At 61.7% G+C, this 15,957-nt stretch carries 13 protein-coding genes; 9 read left to right on the forward strand and 4 right to left on the reverse strand.

Annotated features, from left to right (window positions below; genetic code table 11):
- Positions 1–4 precede the first annotated feature (4 nt).
- Both groL and groES read right to left on the reverse strand, forming a co-directional pair.
- Positions 5–1,645, reverse strand: coding sequence for a chaperonin GroEL (gene groL / locus GA0061102_RS11265; RefSeq protein ID WP_092846898.1), 1,641 nt, complete (start codon positions 1,643–1,645; stop codon positions 5–7).
- 76 nt (positions 1,646–1,721) lie between these two features.
- A complete protein-coding gene (gene groES, locus GA0061102_RS11270) occupies positions 1,722–2,018 on the reverse strand; it encodes a co-chaperone GroES (RefSeq protein ID WP_092846900.1) in 297 nt (98 codons plus the stop codon).
- A gap of 425 nt (positions 2,019–2,443) precedes the next feature.
- Between groES and GA0061102_RS11275 the strand changes: the two genes are divergently transcribed.
- From GA0061102_RS11275 to GA0061102_RS11300, 6 genes are all read left to right on the forward strand, one after another.
- Positions 2,444–3,292: a TIGR01459 family HAD-type hydrolase gene (locus GA0061102_RS11275; RefSeq protein WP_092846902.1), complete on the forward strand. Its 849-nt coding sequence runs from the start codon at positions 2,444–2,446 to the stop codon at positions 3,290–3,292.
- A 15-nt stretch (positions 3,293–3,307) separates the two neighbouring features.
- Entirely contained in the window at positions 3,308–4,291 is a 984-nt protein-coding gene (locus GA0061102_RS11280) for a bifunctional riboflavin kinase/FAD synthetase (protein WP_092846904.1), read from the forward strand.
- Between the two features lie 131 nt (positions 4,292–4,422).
- Complete coding sequence (locus GA0061102_RS11285) at positions 4,423–4,620, forward strand: DUF3311 domain-containing protein (RefSeq protein WP_092846906.1); 198 nt, start codon at positions 4,423–4,425, stop codon at positions 4,618–4,620.
- Positions 4,610–6,085: a monocarboxylate uptake permease MctP gene (gene mctP, locus GA0061102_RS11290; RefSeq protein ID WP_092846908.1), complete on the forward strand. Its 1,476-nt coding sequence runs from the start codon at positions 4,610–4,612 to the stop codon at positions 6,083–6,085. Before GA0061102_RS11285 ends, mctP begins: the two co-directional genes overlap by 11 nt.
- 297 nt (positions 6,086–6,382) lie before the next feature.
- Complete coding sequence (gene ileS, locus GA0061102_RS11295) at positions 6,383–9,265, forward strand: isoleucine--tRNA ligase (protein ID WP_092846910.1); 2,883 nt, start codon at positions 6,383–6,385, stop codon at positions 9,263–9,265.
- A 134-nt stretch (positions 9,266–9,399) separates the two neighbouring features.
- Positions 9,400–10,029 carry a hypothetical protein gene (locus GA0061102_RS11300; RefSeq protein ID WP_092846912.1) on the forward strand — a complete coding sequence of 210 codons (630 nt, stop codon included), beginning with the start codon at positions 9,400–9,402 and terminating at the stop codon, positions 10,027–10,029.
- A 35-nt stretch (positions 10,030–10,064) separates the two neighbouring features.
- Here GA0061102_RS11300 and GA0061102_RS11305 read toward each other — a convergent pair whose 3' ends face one another.
- On the reverse strand, positions 10,065–10,523 hold the full coding sequence (locus tag GA0061102_RS11305) for a nucleoside deaminase (RefSeq protein ID WP_092846914.1): 459 nt from the start codon (positions 10,521–10,523) through the stop codon (positions 10,065–10,067).
- A 72-nt stretch (positions 10,524–10,595) separates the two neighbouring features.
- Here GA0061102_RS11305 and GA0061102_RS11310 point away from each other — a divergent pair, with 72 nt between their 5' ends.
- The 3 genes from GA0061102_RS11310 to GA0061102_RS11320 are packed head-to-tail and all read left to right on the forward strand — an operon-like array spanning position 10,596 to position 14,042.
- Entirely contained in the window at positions 10,596–12,584 is a 1,989-nt protein-coding gene (locus tag GA0061102_RS11310) for a pseudouridine synthase (RefSeq protein WP_092846916.1), read from the forward strand.
- Positions 12,585–12,590: 6 nt separating this feature from the next.
- Positions 12,591–13,157: a 16S rRNA (guanine(966)-N(2))-methyltransferase RsmD gene (rsmD, locus tag GA0061102_RS11315; RefSeq protein WP_092846918.1), complete on the forward strand. Its 567-nt coding sequence runs from the start codon at positions 12,591–12,593 to the stop codon at positions 13,155–13,157.
- An 18-nt stretch (positions 13,158–13,175) separates the two neighbouring features.
- Positions 13,176–14,042 (forward strand): patatin-like phospholipase family protein, encoded by an 867-nt coding sequence (locus tag GA0061102_RS11320; RefSeq protein WP_092846920.1) that lies wholly within the window; start codon positions 13,176–13,178, stop codon positions 14,040–14,042.
- Between the two features lie 61 nt (positions 14,043–14,103).
- Here GA0061102_RS11320 and GA0061102_RS11325 read toward each other — a convergent pair whose 3' ends face one another.
- Complete coding sequence (locus tag GA0061102_RS11325; protein ID WP_092846922.1) at positions 14,104–15,924, reverse strand: monovalent cation:proton antiporter-2 (CPA2) family protein; 1,821 nt, start codon at positions 15,922–15,924, stop codon at positions 14,104–14,106.
- Between the last annotated feature and the right edge of the window lie 33 nt (positions 15,925–15,957).

Here is a 15,957-nt window from a genome sequence, read left to right on the forward strand (position 1 = left end):
CCTATCACATCATGTCCATGCCGCCCATGCCGCCCATGCCGCCCGGCATGCCGCCAGGAGCGTCCTTCTTCGGCAGCTCGGCGATCATGGCTTCGGTGGTGATCAGCAGCGAAGCAACCGAAGCTGCGTCCTGGAGAGCCGTGCGAACGACCTTGACCGGGTCGACGATGCCCATGGCGATCATGTCGCCGTAGACGCCCGTCTGAGCGTTATAGCCGAAGTTGTCTTCGTTCTTGTCGAGGATCTTGCCAACAACGATGGAGGCTTCGTCACCAGCGTTTTCAGCGATCTGGCGGCAAGGAGCCTGCAGAGCGCGGCGAACGATGTTGACGCCGGCTTCCTGATCGTCGTTTTCACCCTTGACGGTGATCTTGACGGAGGAGCGCAGCAGAGCCGTGCCGCCGCCCGGTACGATGCCTTCCTGAACAGCAGCGCGCGTCGCGTTGAGAGCGTCGTCGATGCGGTCCTTCTTTTCCTTGACTTCAACTTCCGTCGAGCCGCCAACGCGGATAACGGCAACGCCGCCAGCGAGCTTGGCAAGACGTTCCTGCAGCTTTTCGCGGTCGTAGTCAGAGGTGGTTTCTTCGATCTGAGCCTTGATCTGGGCAACGCGGCCTTCGATGTCGGACTTCTGGCCAGCGCCGTCGACGATCGTGGTGTTTTCCTTGGAGATCGAAACCTTCTTGGAACGGCCGAGCATGTCGAGCGTAACCGACTCGAGCTTGATGCCGAGGTCTTCGGAGATGACAGTGCCGCCCGTCAGGATGGCGATGTCTTCCAGCATGGCCTTGCGGCGATCGCCGAAGCCCGGAGCCTTGACAGCAGCGATCTTCAGGCCGCCGCGCAGCTTGTTGACGACGAGCGTAGCAAGAGCTTCGCCTTCGACGTCTTCAGCGATGATGAGGAGCGGCTTGCCGGTCTGAACGACGGCTTCGAGAACCGGGAGCATGGCCTGCAGGTTCGAGAGCTTCTTCTCGTGCAGGAGGATGAACGCGTCTTCGAGATCGGCGATCATCTTTTCCGGGTTGGTCACGAAGTAGGGGCTGAGGTAGCCGCGGTCGAACTGCATGCCTTCGACGACTTCGAGTTCGGTTTCGGCGGTCTTGGCTTCTTCAACCGTGATAACGCCTTCGTTGCCGACCTTCTGCATGGCTTCAGCAATATCGAGACCGATCTGCTTTTCGCCGTTTGCCGAGATCGTGCCGACCTGAGCGACTTCTTCCGACGTGTTGATCTTCTTAGCCTTGGCCTGGAGATCCTTGACGACTTCAGCAACGGCGAGATCGATGCCGCGCTTCAGGTCCATCGGGTTCATGCCGGCTGCAACTGCCTTGGCGCCTTCGCGAACGATGGCCTGGGCGAGAACGGTTGCAGTCGTGGTGCCGTCGCCGGCGATGTCGTTGGTCTTCGAAGCAACTTCGCGGACCATCTGGGCGCCCATGTTTTCGAACTTGTCTTCGAGTTCGATTTCCTTGGCGACGGTGACGCCGTCCTTGGTGATGCGCGGAGCGCCGAAGGACTTGTCGATAACGACGTTACGACCCTTCGGGCCGAGCGTTACCTTGACTGCGTCGGCGAGGATATCGACGCCACGAAGCATCTTTTCGCGGGCGTTGCGGCCGAATTTTACTTCTTTAGCTGCCATGTCTAAAAACTCCTGAATTCGCATTGTCCGGGTTTATGGCCCGTCAGCTGTATCGGAAAAGGGAAAACCGGCTGGATTAGCCGATGATGCCCATGATGTCGGCTTCCTTCATGATGAGAAGGTCTTCGCCGTCAAGCTTGACTTCGGTGCCCGACCACTTGCCGAACAGGATGCGGTCGCCAGCCTTGACGTCGAGCGGGATGACCTTGCCGGATTCATCACGAACGCCGGAACCGACGGCGACGATTTCGCCTTCCTGCGGCTTTTCCTTGGCGGTATCGGGAATGATGATACCACCCTTGGTCTTTGCTTCGGACTCAACGCGACGAACGACGACGCGGTCATGAAGGGGGCGGAAATTGGTGCTTGCCATTGTCTAATCCCTCGATCAAATGACATTCACGGATCAGCGGGGATCCGTATGGACTTTGTTAGCACTCAGCATTGGCGAGTGCTAGCGACCGTGATTTAGGGGTGGCTACAGGGCGAGTCAAGAACAGCACTGTGAAATTTTTGCGGCGCCGTTCGGCTTGTTTCGAGGATGATTAACGGCCAAGGCCACCCTGCATAGCATGCCGTTGCAAAGACTCTCCCGTTCTGATCTCGTGCAGAAGGATGTGGCAACGCCCTTTCTCGCTCGTTCCGCCGAGGTTTCCGCCCCGTCGTTTTCGCTGATTGCCGGCGCTGCTTTCGCTTGTCCCTCGAGCCTTGTGCGGCGCAAAAACCTTGTGTGCCGCTCTTGTAATTTGCCGGCCGGTTTGCGATGTCAGCCCGTGATTTATTTGATGCGAGGACGGCATGGGCAAACGGATCGAAAGCTTTCGCGACATCGGCGGACTTTATGACGTTGCGCTCTGCGATGTCTGGGGCGTGCTTCACAACGGCGTCACCGCCTACAAGGAAGCCTCGATCGCGCTCGAAGCTGCCCGCGCCGAAGGGCTGACCGTCGTCCTCATCACTAATTCCCCGCGCGTCGCTCCCAAGGTGGTCGAGCAATTGCGGGCGATCGGTGTTCCCGACAGCGTCTACGACCGCATCATCACCTCGGGCGACGTAACGCGCAAGCTGATCGCCGAAGGCCCGAAGAAGGTATTTCTCCTCGGCCCCGAGCGGGATATTGGTATCCTTGAAGGACTCGATGTGCAACGTGTCGACGTCGGCGAGGCCGAAAGCATTGTCTGCACCGGCTTTTTCGATGACGAGACGGAGACGCCGGACGACTATACGGACATGCTGATGGCGTGGTCCGCCCGCGAGGTGCCGCTCATCTGCGCCAATCCGGATCTCGTGGTCGAGCGCGGCCATCGGATGATCCCATGCGCTGGCGCCATGGCCGCCTATTACGAGCGCCTCGGCGGCCGGACGCGGATTGCTGGCAAGCCGCATCAGCCGATTTATGAGGCGGCACTCGCAGCAGCCCGCGAGGTGAAGAGCGAATTCCCGCTGTCGCGCGTCGTCGCCATCGGCGACGGCATGCCGACCGACGTGCGCGGCGCGCTCGATTACGGTCTCGATCTTCTTTATATCAGCCATGGCATCCACGCCCGCGAATATGTTGTCGACGGGCACACCGACGAAGCTGCACTCGGCGCGTTCCTTGCGCGCGAGCAGGCATCGCCGAAGTGGTGGATGCCGCGCCTTGCCTGAGGAGAGTGGCAGACGATGACCGTTTTCCATCGCAATGAGACGCGCGAACCGCTTCCAGACGCTCTCAAGGGCGGGGTCGTCGCCATCGGCAATTTTGACGGCGTGCATCGCGGCCATCAATCGGTGCTCAATCGCGCGCTGGAGATTGCCAGAGAGCGCGGCGTTCCGGCCCTGGTGCTGACCTTCGAACCGCATCCGCGCACAGTGTTCAAGCCGGATCATCCGGTCTTCCGCCTGACGCCGGCGCCGCTGAAGGCCCGCCTGCTGGAAGCTCTCGGCTTCAACGCCGTCATAGAATATCCGTTCGACCGCGCCTTCTCCCAGCGCTCCGCTGATGAGTTCGTCCATTCGATCCTCATCGATTGGCTGCACGCCTCCGAAGTCGTCACCGGTTTCGATTTCCATTTTGGTCACGACCGTCAGGGCGGCCCGGCCTTCCTGATGAATGCCGGCAGCCACAACGGCTTCGGCGTGACGCTCATCGACGCTTTCCGCGACGAAAATACCGAGGTCATCTCATCGAGCCGTATTCGCACGCTTTTGGCCGAAGGGGAGGTGGCCCAGGTCGCCGGTTTGCTCGGCTATCGCTATACCGTTGAAGCTCCCATCATCGGTGGCGAGAAGCTCGGCCGCACGCTCGGCTTCCCGACGGCCAACATGCAGCTTCCGCCGGAAATATCGCTGAAGGCCGGCATTTATGCCGTCAGGTTCCGTGCAGCCGATGGCGTCATTCGCGACGCCGTCGCGAGCTATGGCCGCCGTCCGACGGTGACCGACAACGGTGCGCCGTTGCTCGAGACCTTCGTCTTCGATTTCAGCGGCGATCTCTACGGCCAAAACTGTTCGGTTTCCTTCTTCGGCTATCTTCGCCCCGAACTGAAGTTCGATGGCCTGGATCCGCTGGTCGCGCAGATCCGCAAGGATGAGGACGAGGCGCGTACATTGCTCGCTGGCGTCCGGCCGCTCGGCGACCTCGATCGGGTCATCGCCTTTAGCTGATTTCATCCAGCAATCGCGCGCGGAGATTGCGGCAGTGCGGTATCTTTTTGCCTTGAGCGGGTAGGCAGATACTGCAATGCTCGTGCTGTAGGGCGCGAGTCGCCGCGCCCGTTTTCCGAAAGGCGCACGGGATGGATAAACGTTTCGGAACGGCGGCCTGCTGGCTGCTCGTCATTCCATATATCGGCTTGCTTTGGGTCCCCTTCTATAACGGTCACGATCCGGTCCTGCTCGGGTTTCCCTTCTTCTATTGGTATCAGCTCGCCTGGGTGCCGGTCACGGCCACCCTGACGTGGATCGCCTATCGGAGCATGCGCAATGATGACTGAGATCGATACGACCGCACTCGCCGTCTTCATCTTCTTTTTGGCGCTCGTGACCGTCATGGGCTTTGTAGCCGCCCGTTGGCGCAGGCCGAAGACCCTTGCCCATATCGACGAATGGGGCCTTGGCGGACGCACCTTCGGCACCTGGATCACCTGGTTCCTCGTCGGCGGCGACTTCTATACCGCCTATACCGTGATCGCCGTCCCGGCCCTTGTCTACACGGTCGGTGCCTATGGCTTTTTCGCGCTGCCTTATACGATCGTCGTCTATCCCTTCGTCTTCATGGTCATGCCGCTTCTGTGGAGGCGCGCGAAGGATCATGGCTACGTTACGGCGGGCGATATCGTGCACGGCCAATACGGCTCGCGTGCGCTCGAATTGGCAGTTGCGCTCACCGGTGTCATCGCCACCATGCCCTACATCGCTTTGCAACTCGTCGGCATGACGGTGGTGTTCAAGGCCCTGGGGCTTCATGGAGAATTGCCGCTTGCCGTCGCTTTCATCATCCTGGCGCTCTACACCTATTCGGCAGGTCTTCGTGCCCCGGCGCTGATCGCCTTCGTCAAGGATATCATGATCTATATCGTGGTGATCGCCGCCATTGCGCTCATTCCGGCGAAGCTTGGTGGCTACGCCAATGTCTTTGCAGCGGCCGATGCGGATTTCAAAGCCAAGGGGGCGGGCAGCTTGCTGCTCGGCGGCAACCAGTACGTCGCTTATGCGACTCTGGCGCTCGGCTCGGCGCTTGCGGCATTCATGTATCCGCATACGCTCACCGGCATCTTCGCCTCCAACAGCGGCAACACCATTCGCAAGAATGCCGTGCTGCTGCCGGCCTATACGCTGCTGCTCGGTCTGTTGGCTCTGCTCGGCTATATGGGCCACGCGGCAAATCTGAAGCTGGACAGCCCGAATGATGTCGTTCCGGCGCTGTTCCAGACATTGTTCCCAAGCTGGTTTGCGGGCTTCGCCTTCGCAGCCATCGCCATCGGCGCCCTCGTTCCCGCCGCTGTGATGAGCATCGGCGCCGCCAATCTCTTCACCCGTAATTTCTGGAAGGCTTACATCGATCCGCAGGTTTCCGATGCTGGCGAGGCAAAGGTCGCCAAGATGACCTCGCTCGTCGTCAAGGTCGGCGCGCTTCTCGTCATCATTTTCTTGCCGACGCAATTCGCGCTCGATCTCCAGCTTCTGGGCGGGATCTGGATACTGCAGACCCTGCCGGCTCTGGTCTTCGGCCTCTATACCAAATGGTTCCGCGCGCCTGCGCTGCTTGCCGGCTGGTTCGTCGGCTTCTTTGGCGGCACCTATCTCGTCTGGGATGCCGGCTGGAAGCCGCTGCATATGGTTCCCCTCGGAGAAGCTGGTTTCACCGTCTATACGGGGCTGCTGGCGCTCGCAGCAAATATCGTTGTATCTGTAGTCCTCAACGCGGTCATGCCGGCTCGCGCGACGGCGCGCGCCTGATCCGAACAGTGCCCTATTGGCCGCGGGCGGAAACGTCCGCGGCCTTTCTATATGTCGCTGGCGTTGTTTCCTCTTCCTTTCCTTGGAAAAAACGCCTATGAACCGGCGGCTATGACCCAATTTCGGCTGAGCCTATCGATACGAATTATTGGCCCGGCCTTCCGCGCGCTTTGAGCTGCCGGAAGGTCCGGGTTTCCGGCGCCCGTTCCCAGGGTGCTTTCAGCCGCCGAAAATCCCCATATGGCTGCGCCAGATGAGGCGCAAGACGCCCGAGACACCGAGGCAATTGTCACGACTATGACCGATACCGCTGAAAAGATGGACTATTCCAAGACCCTTTACCTGCCGGAAACCGATTTTCCGATGCGCGCCGGATTGCCGCAGAAGGAGCCGGAGCTGGTAAAGCGCTGGCAGGAGATGGATCTCTATAAGAAACTGCGCGCTTCTGCTGCCGGCCGCGAAAAATTCGTCCTGCATGACGGCCCGCCCTACGCCAACGGTCACATCCACATCGGCCATGCGCTGAACAAAATCCTCAAGGACGTCATCACCCGCTCGTTCCAGATGCGCGGCTATGACAGCAACTATGTTCCCGGCTGGGATTGCCACGGCCTGCCGATCGAATGGAAGATCGAGGAAAAATACCGCGAGAAGGGCAAGAACAAGGACGAGGTTCCGGTGAACGAGTTTCGCCAGGAATGCCGCGACTTTGCCGCCGGCTGGATCAAGATCCAGTCCGAAGAGTTCAAGCGCCTCGGCATCACGGGCGATTTCGACAATCCCTATTTGACCATGAATTTTCATGCGGAATCCCGCATCGCCGGCGAACTGCTGAAGATCGCCCGCACCGGCCAGCTTTACCGTGGTTCGAAGCCCGTCATGTGGTCGGTGGTCGAGCGTACGGCTCTGGCTGAAGCCGAAGTCGAATATGCTGACGTCGACAGCGACATGATCTGGGTGAAATTCCCGGTGGCCGAAGGTTCGGCTCATCTTGCCGGCGCCTTCGTCGTCATCTGGACGACCACGCCTTGGACGATCCCCGGCAACCGGGCGATCGCTTATTCGTCGCGCGTGTCCTACGGGCTTTACGAAGTCACGGGAGCTGCCAATGACTTCGGTCCGCGCCCCGGCGAAAAGCTGATCTTCGCAGACAGGCTCGCCGAGGAATCTTTTGCCAAGGCAAAGCTCCAGTACAAGCGCCTCAGCGACGTGAGCGCAGCCGATATGGCTGCGGTCATCTGCGCCCATCCGCTGGCCTCGCTCGGCTATGATTTCAAGGTGCCGCTGCTCGACGGCGACCATGTCACCGACGATGCCGGCACGGGCTTCGTGCATACCGCACCCAGCCACGGCCGCGAGGACTTCGACGCCTGGATGTCGCATGCACGCCACCTCGAAGCGCGTGGCATCTCGTCCACCATCCCGTTCCCGGTCGATGATGCCGGCTTCTACACCGCCGATGCCCCTGGCTTCGAGGGTGGCCGCGTCATGGACGACAACGGTAAGAAGGGCAATGCCAACGATCTGGTCATCAAGGCTTTGATCGAGACGAACATGCTGTTTGCGCGCGGCAGGCTGAAGCATTCCTATCCGCATTCCTGGCGGTCGAAGAAACCGGTCATCTTCCGCAATACGCCGCAGTGGTTCGTCTACATGGACAAGGACTTTGCGGACGGCTCGACGCTGCGTTCGCGTGCCCTGAGGGCCATCGACGATACCCGCTTCGTACCCGCCGCCGGCCAGAACCGCCTGCGCGCCATGATCGAGCAGCGCCCGGATTGGGTTTTGTCGCGTCAGCGCGCCTGGGGCGTGCCGATCTGCATCTTCGTCGACGAGCACGGTAACATCCTGCAGGACGACGCTGTGAACGCCCGCATCCTCGAGGCTTTCGAGCAGGAAGGTGCCGATGCCTGGTTTGCCGAAGGCGCACGCGAGCGCTTCCTCGGTGAGAAGGCCAACGAGCCCTGGACGCAGGTCATGGATATCCTCGACGTGTGGTTCGATTCCGGTTCGACCCACTCCTTCACGCTCGAAGATCGTCCGGACCTGAAATGGCCGGCAGACGTCTATCTCGAAGGCTCCGACCAGCATCGCGGCTGGTTCCATTCGTCGCTGCTCGAAAGTGCCGCGACCCGTGGCCGCGCGCCATACGACACGGTCGTTACGCACGGCTTCACCATGGACGAGCAGGGCCGCAAGCAGTCGAAGTCGCTCGGCAACGTCGTCGCCCCGCAGGACGTGATGAAGGACGCCGGCGCCGATATCCTGCGCCTCTGGGTCATGACCACGGACTACTGGGAAGACCAGCGCCTCGGCAAGGCCATCATCCAGACCAATGTTGATGCCTATCGCAAGCTGCGCAACACCATCCGCTGGATGCTCGGCACGCTGGCGCACGACAAGGGCGAAGTGATCGCCTATGCCGACATGCCGGAGCTGGAGCGGCTGATGCTGCATCGCCTCGCCGAACTCGACGAGCTGGTGCGTGAAAGCTACGATGCCTTCGATTTCAAGCGCATTGCCCGCGCCCTCATTGATTTCGCCAATGTCGAGCTTTCGGCCTTCTATTTCGATGTCCGCAAGGATGCGCTCTATTGTGATGCCCCGTCGAGCCTGCGCCGCCGCGCCTCGCTCGCCGTCATCCGCACGATCTTCGATTGCATGGTGACGTGGCTGGCGCCGATGCTGCCCTTCACCACGGAAGAAGCGTGGTTGTCACGCAATCCGTCGGCAACCTCGGTTCATCTCGAGCAGTTCGTAACCGTTCCCACCGAATGGAAGAACGAAGCGCTGGCCGAGAAGTGGAAGAAGATCCGTGCCGTGCGCAGCGTCGTCACCGGCGCTTTGGAAATCGAACGCAAGGACAAGCGCATCGGCTCCTCGCTGGAAGCTGCCCCGGTCGTCTACATCGCCGATCCGGAGCTGCTGAAGGTGCTCGAAGGGCAGGATTTCTCGGAAATCTGCATCACGTCCGGCATTGCCATCGAGGGCGGCGAAGGCCCCGCCGACGCATTCCGTCTTGACGATGTCGCCAAGGTCAGCGTCCTGCCGAAGCTTGCCGAAGGCCGCAAATGCGCCCGCTCCTGGCGCATCACCACCGATGTCGGCTCGGACCCGGAATACCCGGATGTGTCGGCGCGTGACGCCTTGGCACTGCGCGAACTCGCGGCTGTAAACTGAAGAATATTACCGGGTGAATTGCCTTTGCGGCACTCATCCGGTAAAAGCTGCCTGAAAATGGCCTGATTTTTACGGCAGTTGCCGTCAAATGGGGTCCTGTTAAGTTTATTCCGGCATAGCTGGGAAGGGTTTTCATGAGAGCGATGCATAGCGTTCGTGTCGGCGTCAGCTTGACGGCACTTGTGATTGGCTGTGGCGTGATGTCCGGTTGCCTCAGCAGCCCGACTTACGGCACTGACAAGACGGCTGGCGTGCAGCTCCTGGACGATATCGGGGACATGGCTTCCATCTCGGCCGCAACGGCCAAGGACAAGGGCGTTAAGTATCCGAATCGCCCCGGTCTGGTTGTGGGGGGCGACAAGGACAATCTGACCGCGCCGCAGCAGTCGCTGGCAAGCAAGGACAATCCGGCTTGGTTGGAATCGCCTGAAGAGGCCCGCAAGCGTCTTGCCTCAGAAGCTGACCAGAAGAAAAACGACGTCAACTATCGCTCGCCGCTGGCTCAGGCCGATAGCGTCAAGAACCACATGACCGAAGCGCAGCAGACGGCGGCCTATCGCGCCGCGCGCCAGGATCAGGCAGGCACCTACATCGACCAGCGCCGTTATCTGATCGACCCGCCGCAGCAATATCGTCAGGTTTCCGATCAGGCAGCCCTCAACGACGTCGGCACCCCCGAATCGAAGAAGGAAAAGAAGCGCAAGAAGGATGCGGAAGCTGCGCAGCAGTCCACCAACAGCAGCTGGTGGAAGCCCTTCCAATAAGCAATTTGCAAAGCGGCAGCATCAACTGCTGCTTTTCAGTCTTCGGAGCGTTTCGCTTGAAAGAAATCTCTGAGGATGCCGGCGGATGCCGTTTCCCCGATGCCTGAGTAGACTTCCGGTGCGTGATGGCAGGTCGTTTGATTGTAAAAGCGCACGCCATTGTCGACAGCGCCGCCCTTTGGATCCTCGGCGCCGTAATAGAGGCGGCGGATGCGCGCAAAAGAAATGGCCGCGGCGCACATGGTGCAGGGCTCCAGCGTAACGTAGAGATCGGCACCGGTAAGACGCTCTTGCCCCAGTTCCTCACAGGCCAGGCGGATGGCGACGATTTCGGCATGGGCGGTAACGTCGTTGAGCTCGCGAGTGCGGTTGCCGGCCTTGGCGATGATGGTGTTGTCAAGCACGAGAACAGCGCCGATCGGCACTTCGCCACGCTTGCCGGCGCTGCGTGCTTCGGCCAAAGCAAGCTCCATGAAATGATTTGTAGCCGCCATTCAAGATTTTCCACTTAACCGCAGGGGCGCGACCTGATAGGAACACGCCTTAAAAATTCAGGCAAACAACAAATGACAATGAATGACAAGCCCAAGCGGCCTGGGCCGAAACCCTTTAGCGGCGACAAGAAGACGATAAAGCGCGATGGCGCGAAACCGGCAAAGGCCTCTGCCGCCGGTGTGGCGGATGAGGCGGCGGCCGGAGATGGAAAGGCCGAGCGTATTTCCAAGGTGATGGCACGCGCCGGCGTGGCTTCGCGCCGCGACATCGAGCGCATGATCATGGACGGCCGTGTCACGCTGAACGGCGTGCTGCTCGATACGCCCGTGGTCAACGTGACCCTTTCCGACAAGATTGAGGTCGATGGCGTGCCGATCCGCGGCATCGAACGCACGCGTCTGTGGCTCTATCACAAGCCGGCCGGTCTGGTGACCACCAATGCCGATCCGGAAGGGCGCCCGACCGTTTTCGACAATCTGCCGGAAGACCTGCCGCGTGTCATGTCGATTGGCCGCCTCGACATCAATACCGAAGGTCTGCTGCTGCTGACCAATGACGGTGGCCTGGCCCGCGTTCTCGAATTGCCGACGACCGGCTGGCTGCGCCGTTATCGCGTCCGCGCCCATGGCGAGATCGATCAGGAAGCGCTCGACAAGCTGAAGGAAGGCATTGCCGTCGACGGCGTGCTCTATGGCTCGATCGAAGCGACGCTCGACCGCACGCAGGGGTCCAACGTCTGGATCACCATGGGCCTGCGCGAAGGCAAGAACCGCGAAATCAAGAACGTGCTTGGTGCGCTTGGCCTTGAGGTCAATCGCCTGATCCGCATTTCCTACGGCCCGTTCCAGCTCGGCGAGCTGCCGGAAGGCCGTGTACTCGAGGTGCGCGGCCGCACGCTGCGCGATCAGCTCGGTCCGCGCCTGGTCGAAGATGCCAAGGCGAATTTTGACGCGCCGCTCTATAATGCTCCGGCTGTTGCCGATGCAGAAGAGGCGGAGGTGAAGCCTGTGCGCGCGGCCAAGGAGGAGCGCCCGCGTCGCGAGCGTCCCGAAGACAAGCGCGAGCGCGCCCTGAGCCGCCTGGACACCAAGCGTGACGACCGTCGAGATGAGGGGCGCCGCGAAGGCGGCCGCAAGGATGATGATCGGCCGAAGCATCAGCCGGTTGGCCCCCGCCGCAGCGCAAACGTCTGGATGGCGCCCGGCGCCCGTCCGCTCGGCGAAAAGGCAGCTGCAAAGGCTGCCAAGAATGCAAGGACCGCCACAAAGCGCGGCGAAACGGAGCGCCCGCAGCGCAGCGGCTTCGATCGCTCCGACGAAGGCCCTCGCGTCCGCATCAATCGCGTCGACGAAGGCGATGGCGAATGGATCCGTTCGAGCGAAGAAGCCCCGCGCAGATCGCGTGGCGATGACGAGGGCTTCGATCGCAAGCGCTCCCGCGGCGATCGCCCGCAAGGCGACCGGCCTGCTCGTGGGGATCGTCCGTCTGGCGATCGTCCCCGCGGTGATCGAGCGTTTAGCGATCGTCCGCGTGGCGAACGTGGCTCGCGTCCTGAGGGTGGTGATCGCCCTCGTGCGAAGTCCTTCCAGGGTGAAGCCCGTTCCGAACGCTCATTCGGGGATCGCCCGTCGCGCGGCGATCGGCCTTTCGGCGACAAACCGCACGGTGATCGTCCGTTTGGAGACAAGCCCCGTGGCGACCGGCGTCCGCGTGCCGAGGGAGACGAGCGTCCCCGCGGCAAATCTTTCGGCGGCGAACAGCGCTCCGAACGTCCTCGCGGCGATCGCCCGTTTGGGGATCGTCCACCCCGTGGCGACAGGCCCTTTGGTGATCGTCCGCAGGGCGAGCGCTCTTCCGGTGATCGGCCGGCCGGCAAACCATTCGGCAAAAAGCCGGGCGGCGGCAAATCCTTTGGCGGCAAGCCGGGTGGTAAGCCCGGCGGCTCGCGCGGCTTTGGCGGCAAGCCAGGTGGCGCAGGCCGTCCGTCCGGTGGCCCCGGTCGCGGTGGTCCCGGTCGTGGTGGCGCCGGCAGAGGCGGTCCCAAGGGTGGAAGGGGTTAACGCGCTGTGAGGATCGTCGGCGGTGAGTTTCGCGGTCGTTCGCTGGCAGCGCCGAAGTCGAACGACATTCGGCCGACGGCGGACCGCACGCGCGAAAGCCTGTTCAATATCCTGAACCATGCCTATCCGGGATCGATCGACGGCACCCGGATGATGGACGTGTTCGCCGGCACCGGCGCGGTCGGGCTGGAAGCGGCCTCGCGCGGCTGCCGCCATGTGCTTTTCGTGGAAAGCAGCGTCGAGGGCAGGGGCCTTCTCTGGGAAAATATCGACGCGCTCGGCCTGCACGGCCGCACGCGCATGTTGCGGCGTGATGCGACCGATCTCGGCAGCGTCGGCAACCTCGAGCCTTTCGAGTTTCTCTTTGCCGATCCGCCCTATGGCAAAGGTCTGGGCGAAAAGGCTTTTGCGGCTGCCGCCGCCGGAGGCTGGCTGGTTCCTGGCGCTCTGGCGATCCTCGAAGAGCGTGCCGACGTGACTGTTTCCGTGCCGTCGGATTTCCTGTTTCTCGAAGTGCGCACCTTCGGCGACAGCAAGATGCATTTCTTCCGCTATCAGCCGCAAACGGCTTAACGGTGGAAGGAGAAGGATATGGGCGATTATGCTGATTTCGTCGGCAGCGACTATCCGCTTGCTGCCTCCAGCACGCCGAGCGTCGCAGTCGCTTTCGGCTGCGGCGGCGCCCGCGGTCTTGCCCATATCCATATCATAGAAGCTCTGGACGAACTCGGCATCCGCCCGGTTGCGATCGCAGGCGCCTCCATCGGCTCGATCATGGGTGCGGCCATGGCGGTCGGCATGAGCGGCGCCGAAATCCGCGATCATACGCTTGCAACCGTCGGCAATCGCCCCGCAGTGCTCAACAAGATCTGGAGCTTGCGGCCGATCAGCATGCGGAGCATCCGTTTCGGCCAGTTCAATCTCGAACGCATCCTGCGCACCTTCCTGCCGACCACATTTCCGGAGAATTTTTCGGAATTGCACATACCGCTGAAGGTGGTGACGACGGATTACTACGATCAGGCCGAGGTCGTGATCGAAAAGGGCGAGCTCTTTCCGGTGCTTGCCGCCTCCGCCGCCATTCCCGCCGTGTTCATGCCGGTCAGGCTCGGCGAGCGCGTGATGATCGACGGCGGCATCATGAACCCGGTCCCCTACGAGCATCTGGCCGGGCTTGCCGATATCATCATCGGCGTCGACGTCGTCGGCGGCCCTGAAGGTGGCGGCCGGCATATTCCCAATCGCATCGAAAGCCTGTTTGGTGCCGGTCAGCTGACGATGCAGTCCAACATCGCGCTGAAGCTGCGCCTGCAGGCGCCGCAGATCTTCCTGCGCCCGGCCGTCGGCCGCACCGGCGTCCTCGATTTCCTGAAGGCGCGCGATATTCTCGCCATGTCGGCCGGCGTCAAGGACGAGCTGAAATTCGCCCTCGACCGCGTTATCACGGCAAAGAACTGAGAACATTCAACCGGAGCCTTGCCTTTCGCCTTTCGCCCCGGCGCTGCGCAACCGATAGGGGCTAAGCCCGCTCCGGTTCCTCCTGCGGCAAGGCCACGAGATCGTCGGCATCGCTGTAGGTGTCGGCTGCGCGCTTCGGCTTGACCAGCGGTTCCGGCTTGACCGGACGCGAATAGAGCATGTCGGTTCCGGCCTGCAGCCCCTCGCTCACCTGCAGCACGAGCCGCTGCTCGTCACGCTTGCGGATATCCTCGCCGATGTCATAGGCTTCGGTCTCGCTGACGCCGAGCGCCTCCAGGGTGCGGCGGCCGAAGAGCAGGCCGGATTCCAGCGTTTCGCGCAGCTCGTAGTCGACGCCCTTGTGGCGCAGTTCGATCGAATGAACGCGGTCATACGAGCGGACGAAGATGCGCGCGTGCGGATAATCCGTCTGCACGAGCTCGACGATCTTGTCCGTCACCTCGCGCAGATGCGTGCTGACGACGACGATCTTCGCGCGATCGATACCGGCGGAGCGCAGCACGTCCTTGCGGGTGCCGTCGCCGAAATAGATGCGGAAACCGAAGCTTGATGCCTGGCGGATGCGGTCGGCGGAGAAGTCGATGACGGTCACGTCCCGTCCGCTGGCAAGCAGGATCTGCGCGGCGATCTGGCCGAAACGCGAGAAGCCGATCATCAGCACATCGGAGCCGGCGCCTTCGAAATCCTCGTCCAGCTCCTCCTGCGCATCACCTTTCACCAACCGCTTCGAGAGCGCCGAGCCAAGCGGCGTCAGCGCCATCGATAGCGTGACGATCGCGATCAGCATCGATGCCGTGCTGGCCGAAAACAGGCCGCCGCTGGCGCTGGCCGCACTGAACAAGACGAAGCCGAACTCCCCGCCTTGCGGCAGCAGTCCGGCAATGCGCACGGCGTCATTGTACGATGAGCCTGCCACGCGGCAGAGCGCATAGATGACGACAGCCTTGATGATCATCACGACCGGGACGGCGAGCAGGATCAGCAACCAGTTGTCCAGGATGACATCGAGCTTCAGCGACAGGCCGACGGCGATGAAGAAAATGGCGAGCAGCACGCCGCGGAAGGGCTCGATATCGGCTTCCAGCTCATGACGGTAAGAGGATTCTGCCAGCATCACGCCGGAAAGAAACGCGCCCATCGCCATTGAGAGGCCGGCAAGCTGCATCAAGGTCGCCGATCCCATGACGACGAACAGGGCGGCGGCAATCATCGCCTCGCGTGCGCCGGTGCGGGCGATCACCTGGAACAGCGGCGTCAACAGGTAGCGGCCGGCAATGACCATAGCCGCAACCGCACCGAGGGCGATGGCAAGGTCCGGCAAAGGATTTGAGGTTTCCTTCGCGCCGTCGAGAACGGTGATGAGCGCCAGCAGCGGCACGATGGCAAGATCCTGCAGCAGCAGCATGGAGAACGAGCGCTGGCCGTATTTCGTGTTGACGTCGCCTTGTTGCTCCAGGATCTGCATTGCAAAGGCCGTGGAGGAGAGCGCCAGGCCGAAACCGACGATGATGCTGCCCTTCCAGCCGGCAATATTGCCGAGATAGGCGGCAAGCGTCAGAGCCAAGCCGCTCAGGATGACCTGCGCCGTGCCGAGGCCGAAAATATCGCGCCGCATCTGCCAAAGCCGCGATGGCTTGAGCTCAAGGCCGATGATGAACAAGAGGAAGACGACGCCCAGTTCCGCAACCGCAAGCACGGCCTCGCTATCGCCGATGCCATGCAGGATCGGCCCGATCACGACGCCTGCCGCCAGGTAGCCGAGCACTGTGCCCAGGCCTAGCTTCTTGAAGATCGGCGCGGTGACGACAGTGCCTCCGAGCAGCATCAGGGTTTCGGTGAAGAGACTATTGGGGGCGGACATCGTCTGTTTCTTTCCGTAGAGCAGGCGGTATTG

The sequence above is a fragment of the Martinezella miluonensis genome (genome assembly GCF_900094545.1).
Taxonomy (GTDB): domain Bacteria; phylum Pseudomonadota; class Alphaproteobacteria; order Rhizobiales; family Rhizobiaceae; genus Rhizobium; species Rhizobium miluonense.

Bases quoted from the DNA above. Each gene is read 5' to 3' on its own strand.
- GA0061102_RS11305 (WP_092846914.1), bottom strand. From the start codon at position 10,523: ATGGCGGCTACAAATCATTTCATGGAGCTTGCTTTGGCCGAAGCACGC.
- groES (WP_092846900.1), bottom strand. From the start codon at position 2,018: ATGGCAAGCACCAATTTCCGCCCCCTTCATGACCGCGTCGTCGTTCGT.
- groL (WP_092846898.1), bottom strand. From the start codon at position 1,645: ATGGCAGCTAAAGAAGTAAAATTCGGCCGCAACGCCCGCGAAAAGATG.
- GA0061102_RS11320 (WP_092846920.1), top strand. From the start codon at position 13,176: ATGGGCGATTATGCTGATTTCGTCGGCAGCGACTATCCGCTTGCTGCC.
- GA0061102_RS11325 (WP_092846922.1), bottom strand. From the start codon at position 15,924: ATGTCCGCCCCCAATAGTCTCTTCACCGAAACCCTGATGCTGCTCGGA.
- GA0061102_RS11300 (WP_092846912.1), top strand. From the start codon at position 9,400: ATGAGAGCGATGCATAGCGTTCGTGTCGGCGTCAGCTTGACGGCACTT.
- ileS (WP_092846910.1), top strand. From the start codon at position 6,383: ATGACCGATACCGCTGAAAAGATGGACTATTCCAAGACCCTTTACCTG.
- GA0061102_RS11310 (WP_092846916.1), top strand. From the start codon at position 10,596: ATGACAATGAATGACAAGCCCAAGCGGCCTGGGCCGAAACCCTTTAGC.
- mctP (WP_092846908.1), top strand. From the start codon at position 4,610: ATGATGACTGAGATCGATACGACCGCACTCGCCGTCTTCATCTTCTTT.
- GA0061102_RS11280 (WP_092846904.1), top strand. From the start codon at position 3,308: ATGACCGTTTTCCATCGCAATGAGACGCGCGAACCGCTTCCAGACGCT.
- GA0061102_RS11275 (WP_092846902.1), top strand. From the start codon at position 2,444: ATGGGCAAACGGATCGAAAGCTTTCGCGACATCGGCGGACTTTATGAC.
- GA0061102_RS11285 (WP_092846906.1), top strand. From the start codon at position 4,423: ATGGATAAACGTTTCGGAACGGCGGCCTGCTGGCTGCTCGTCATTCCA.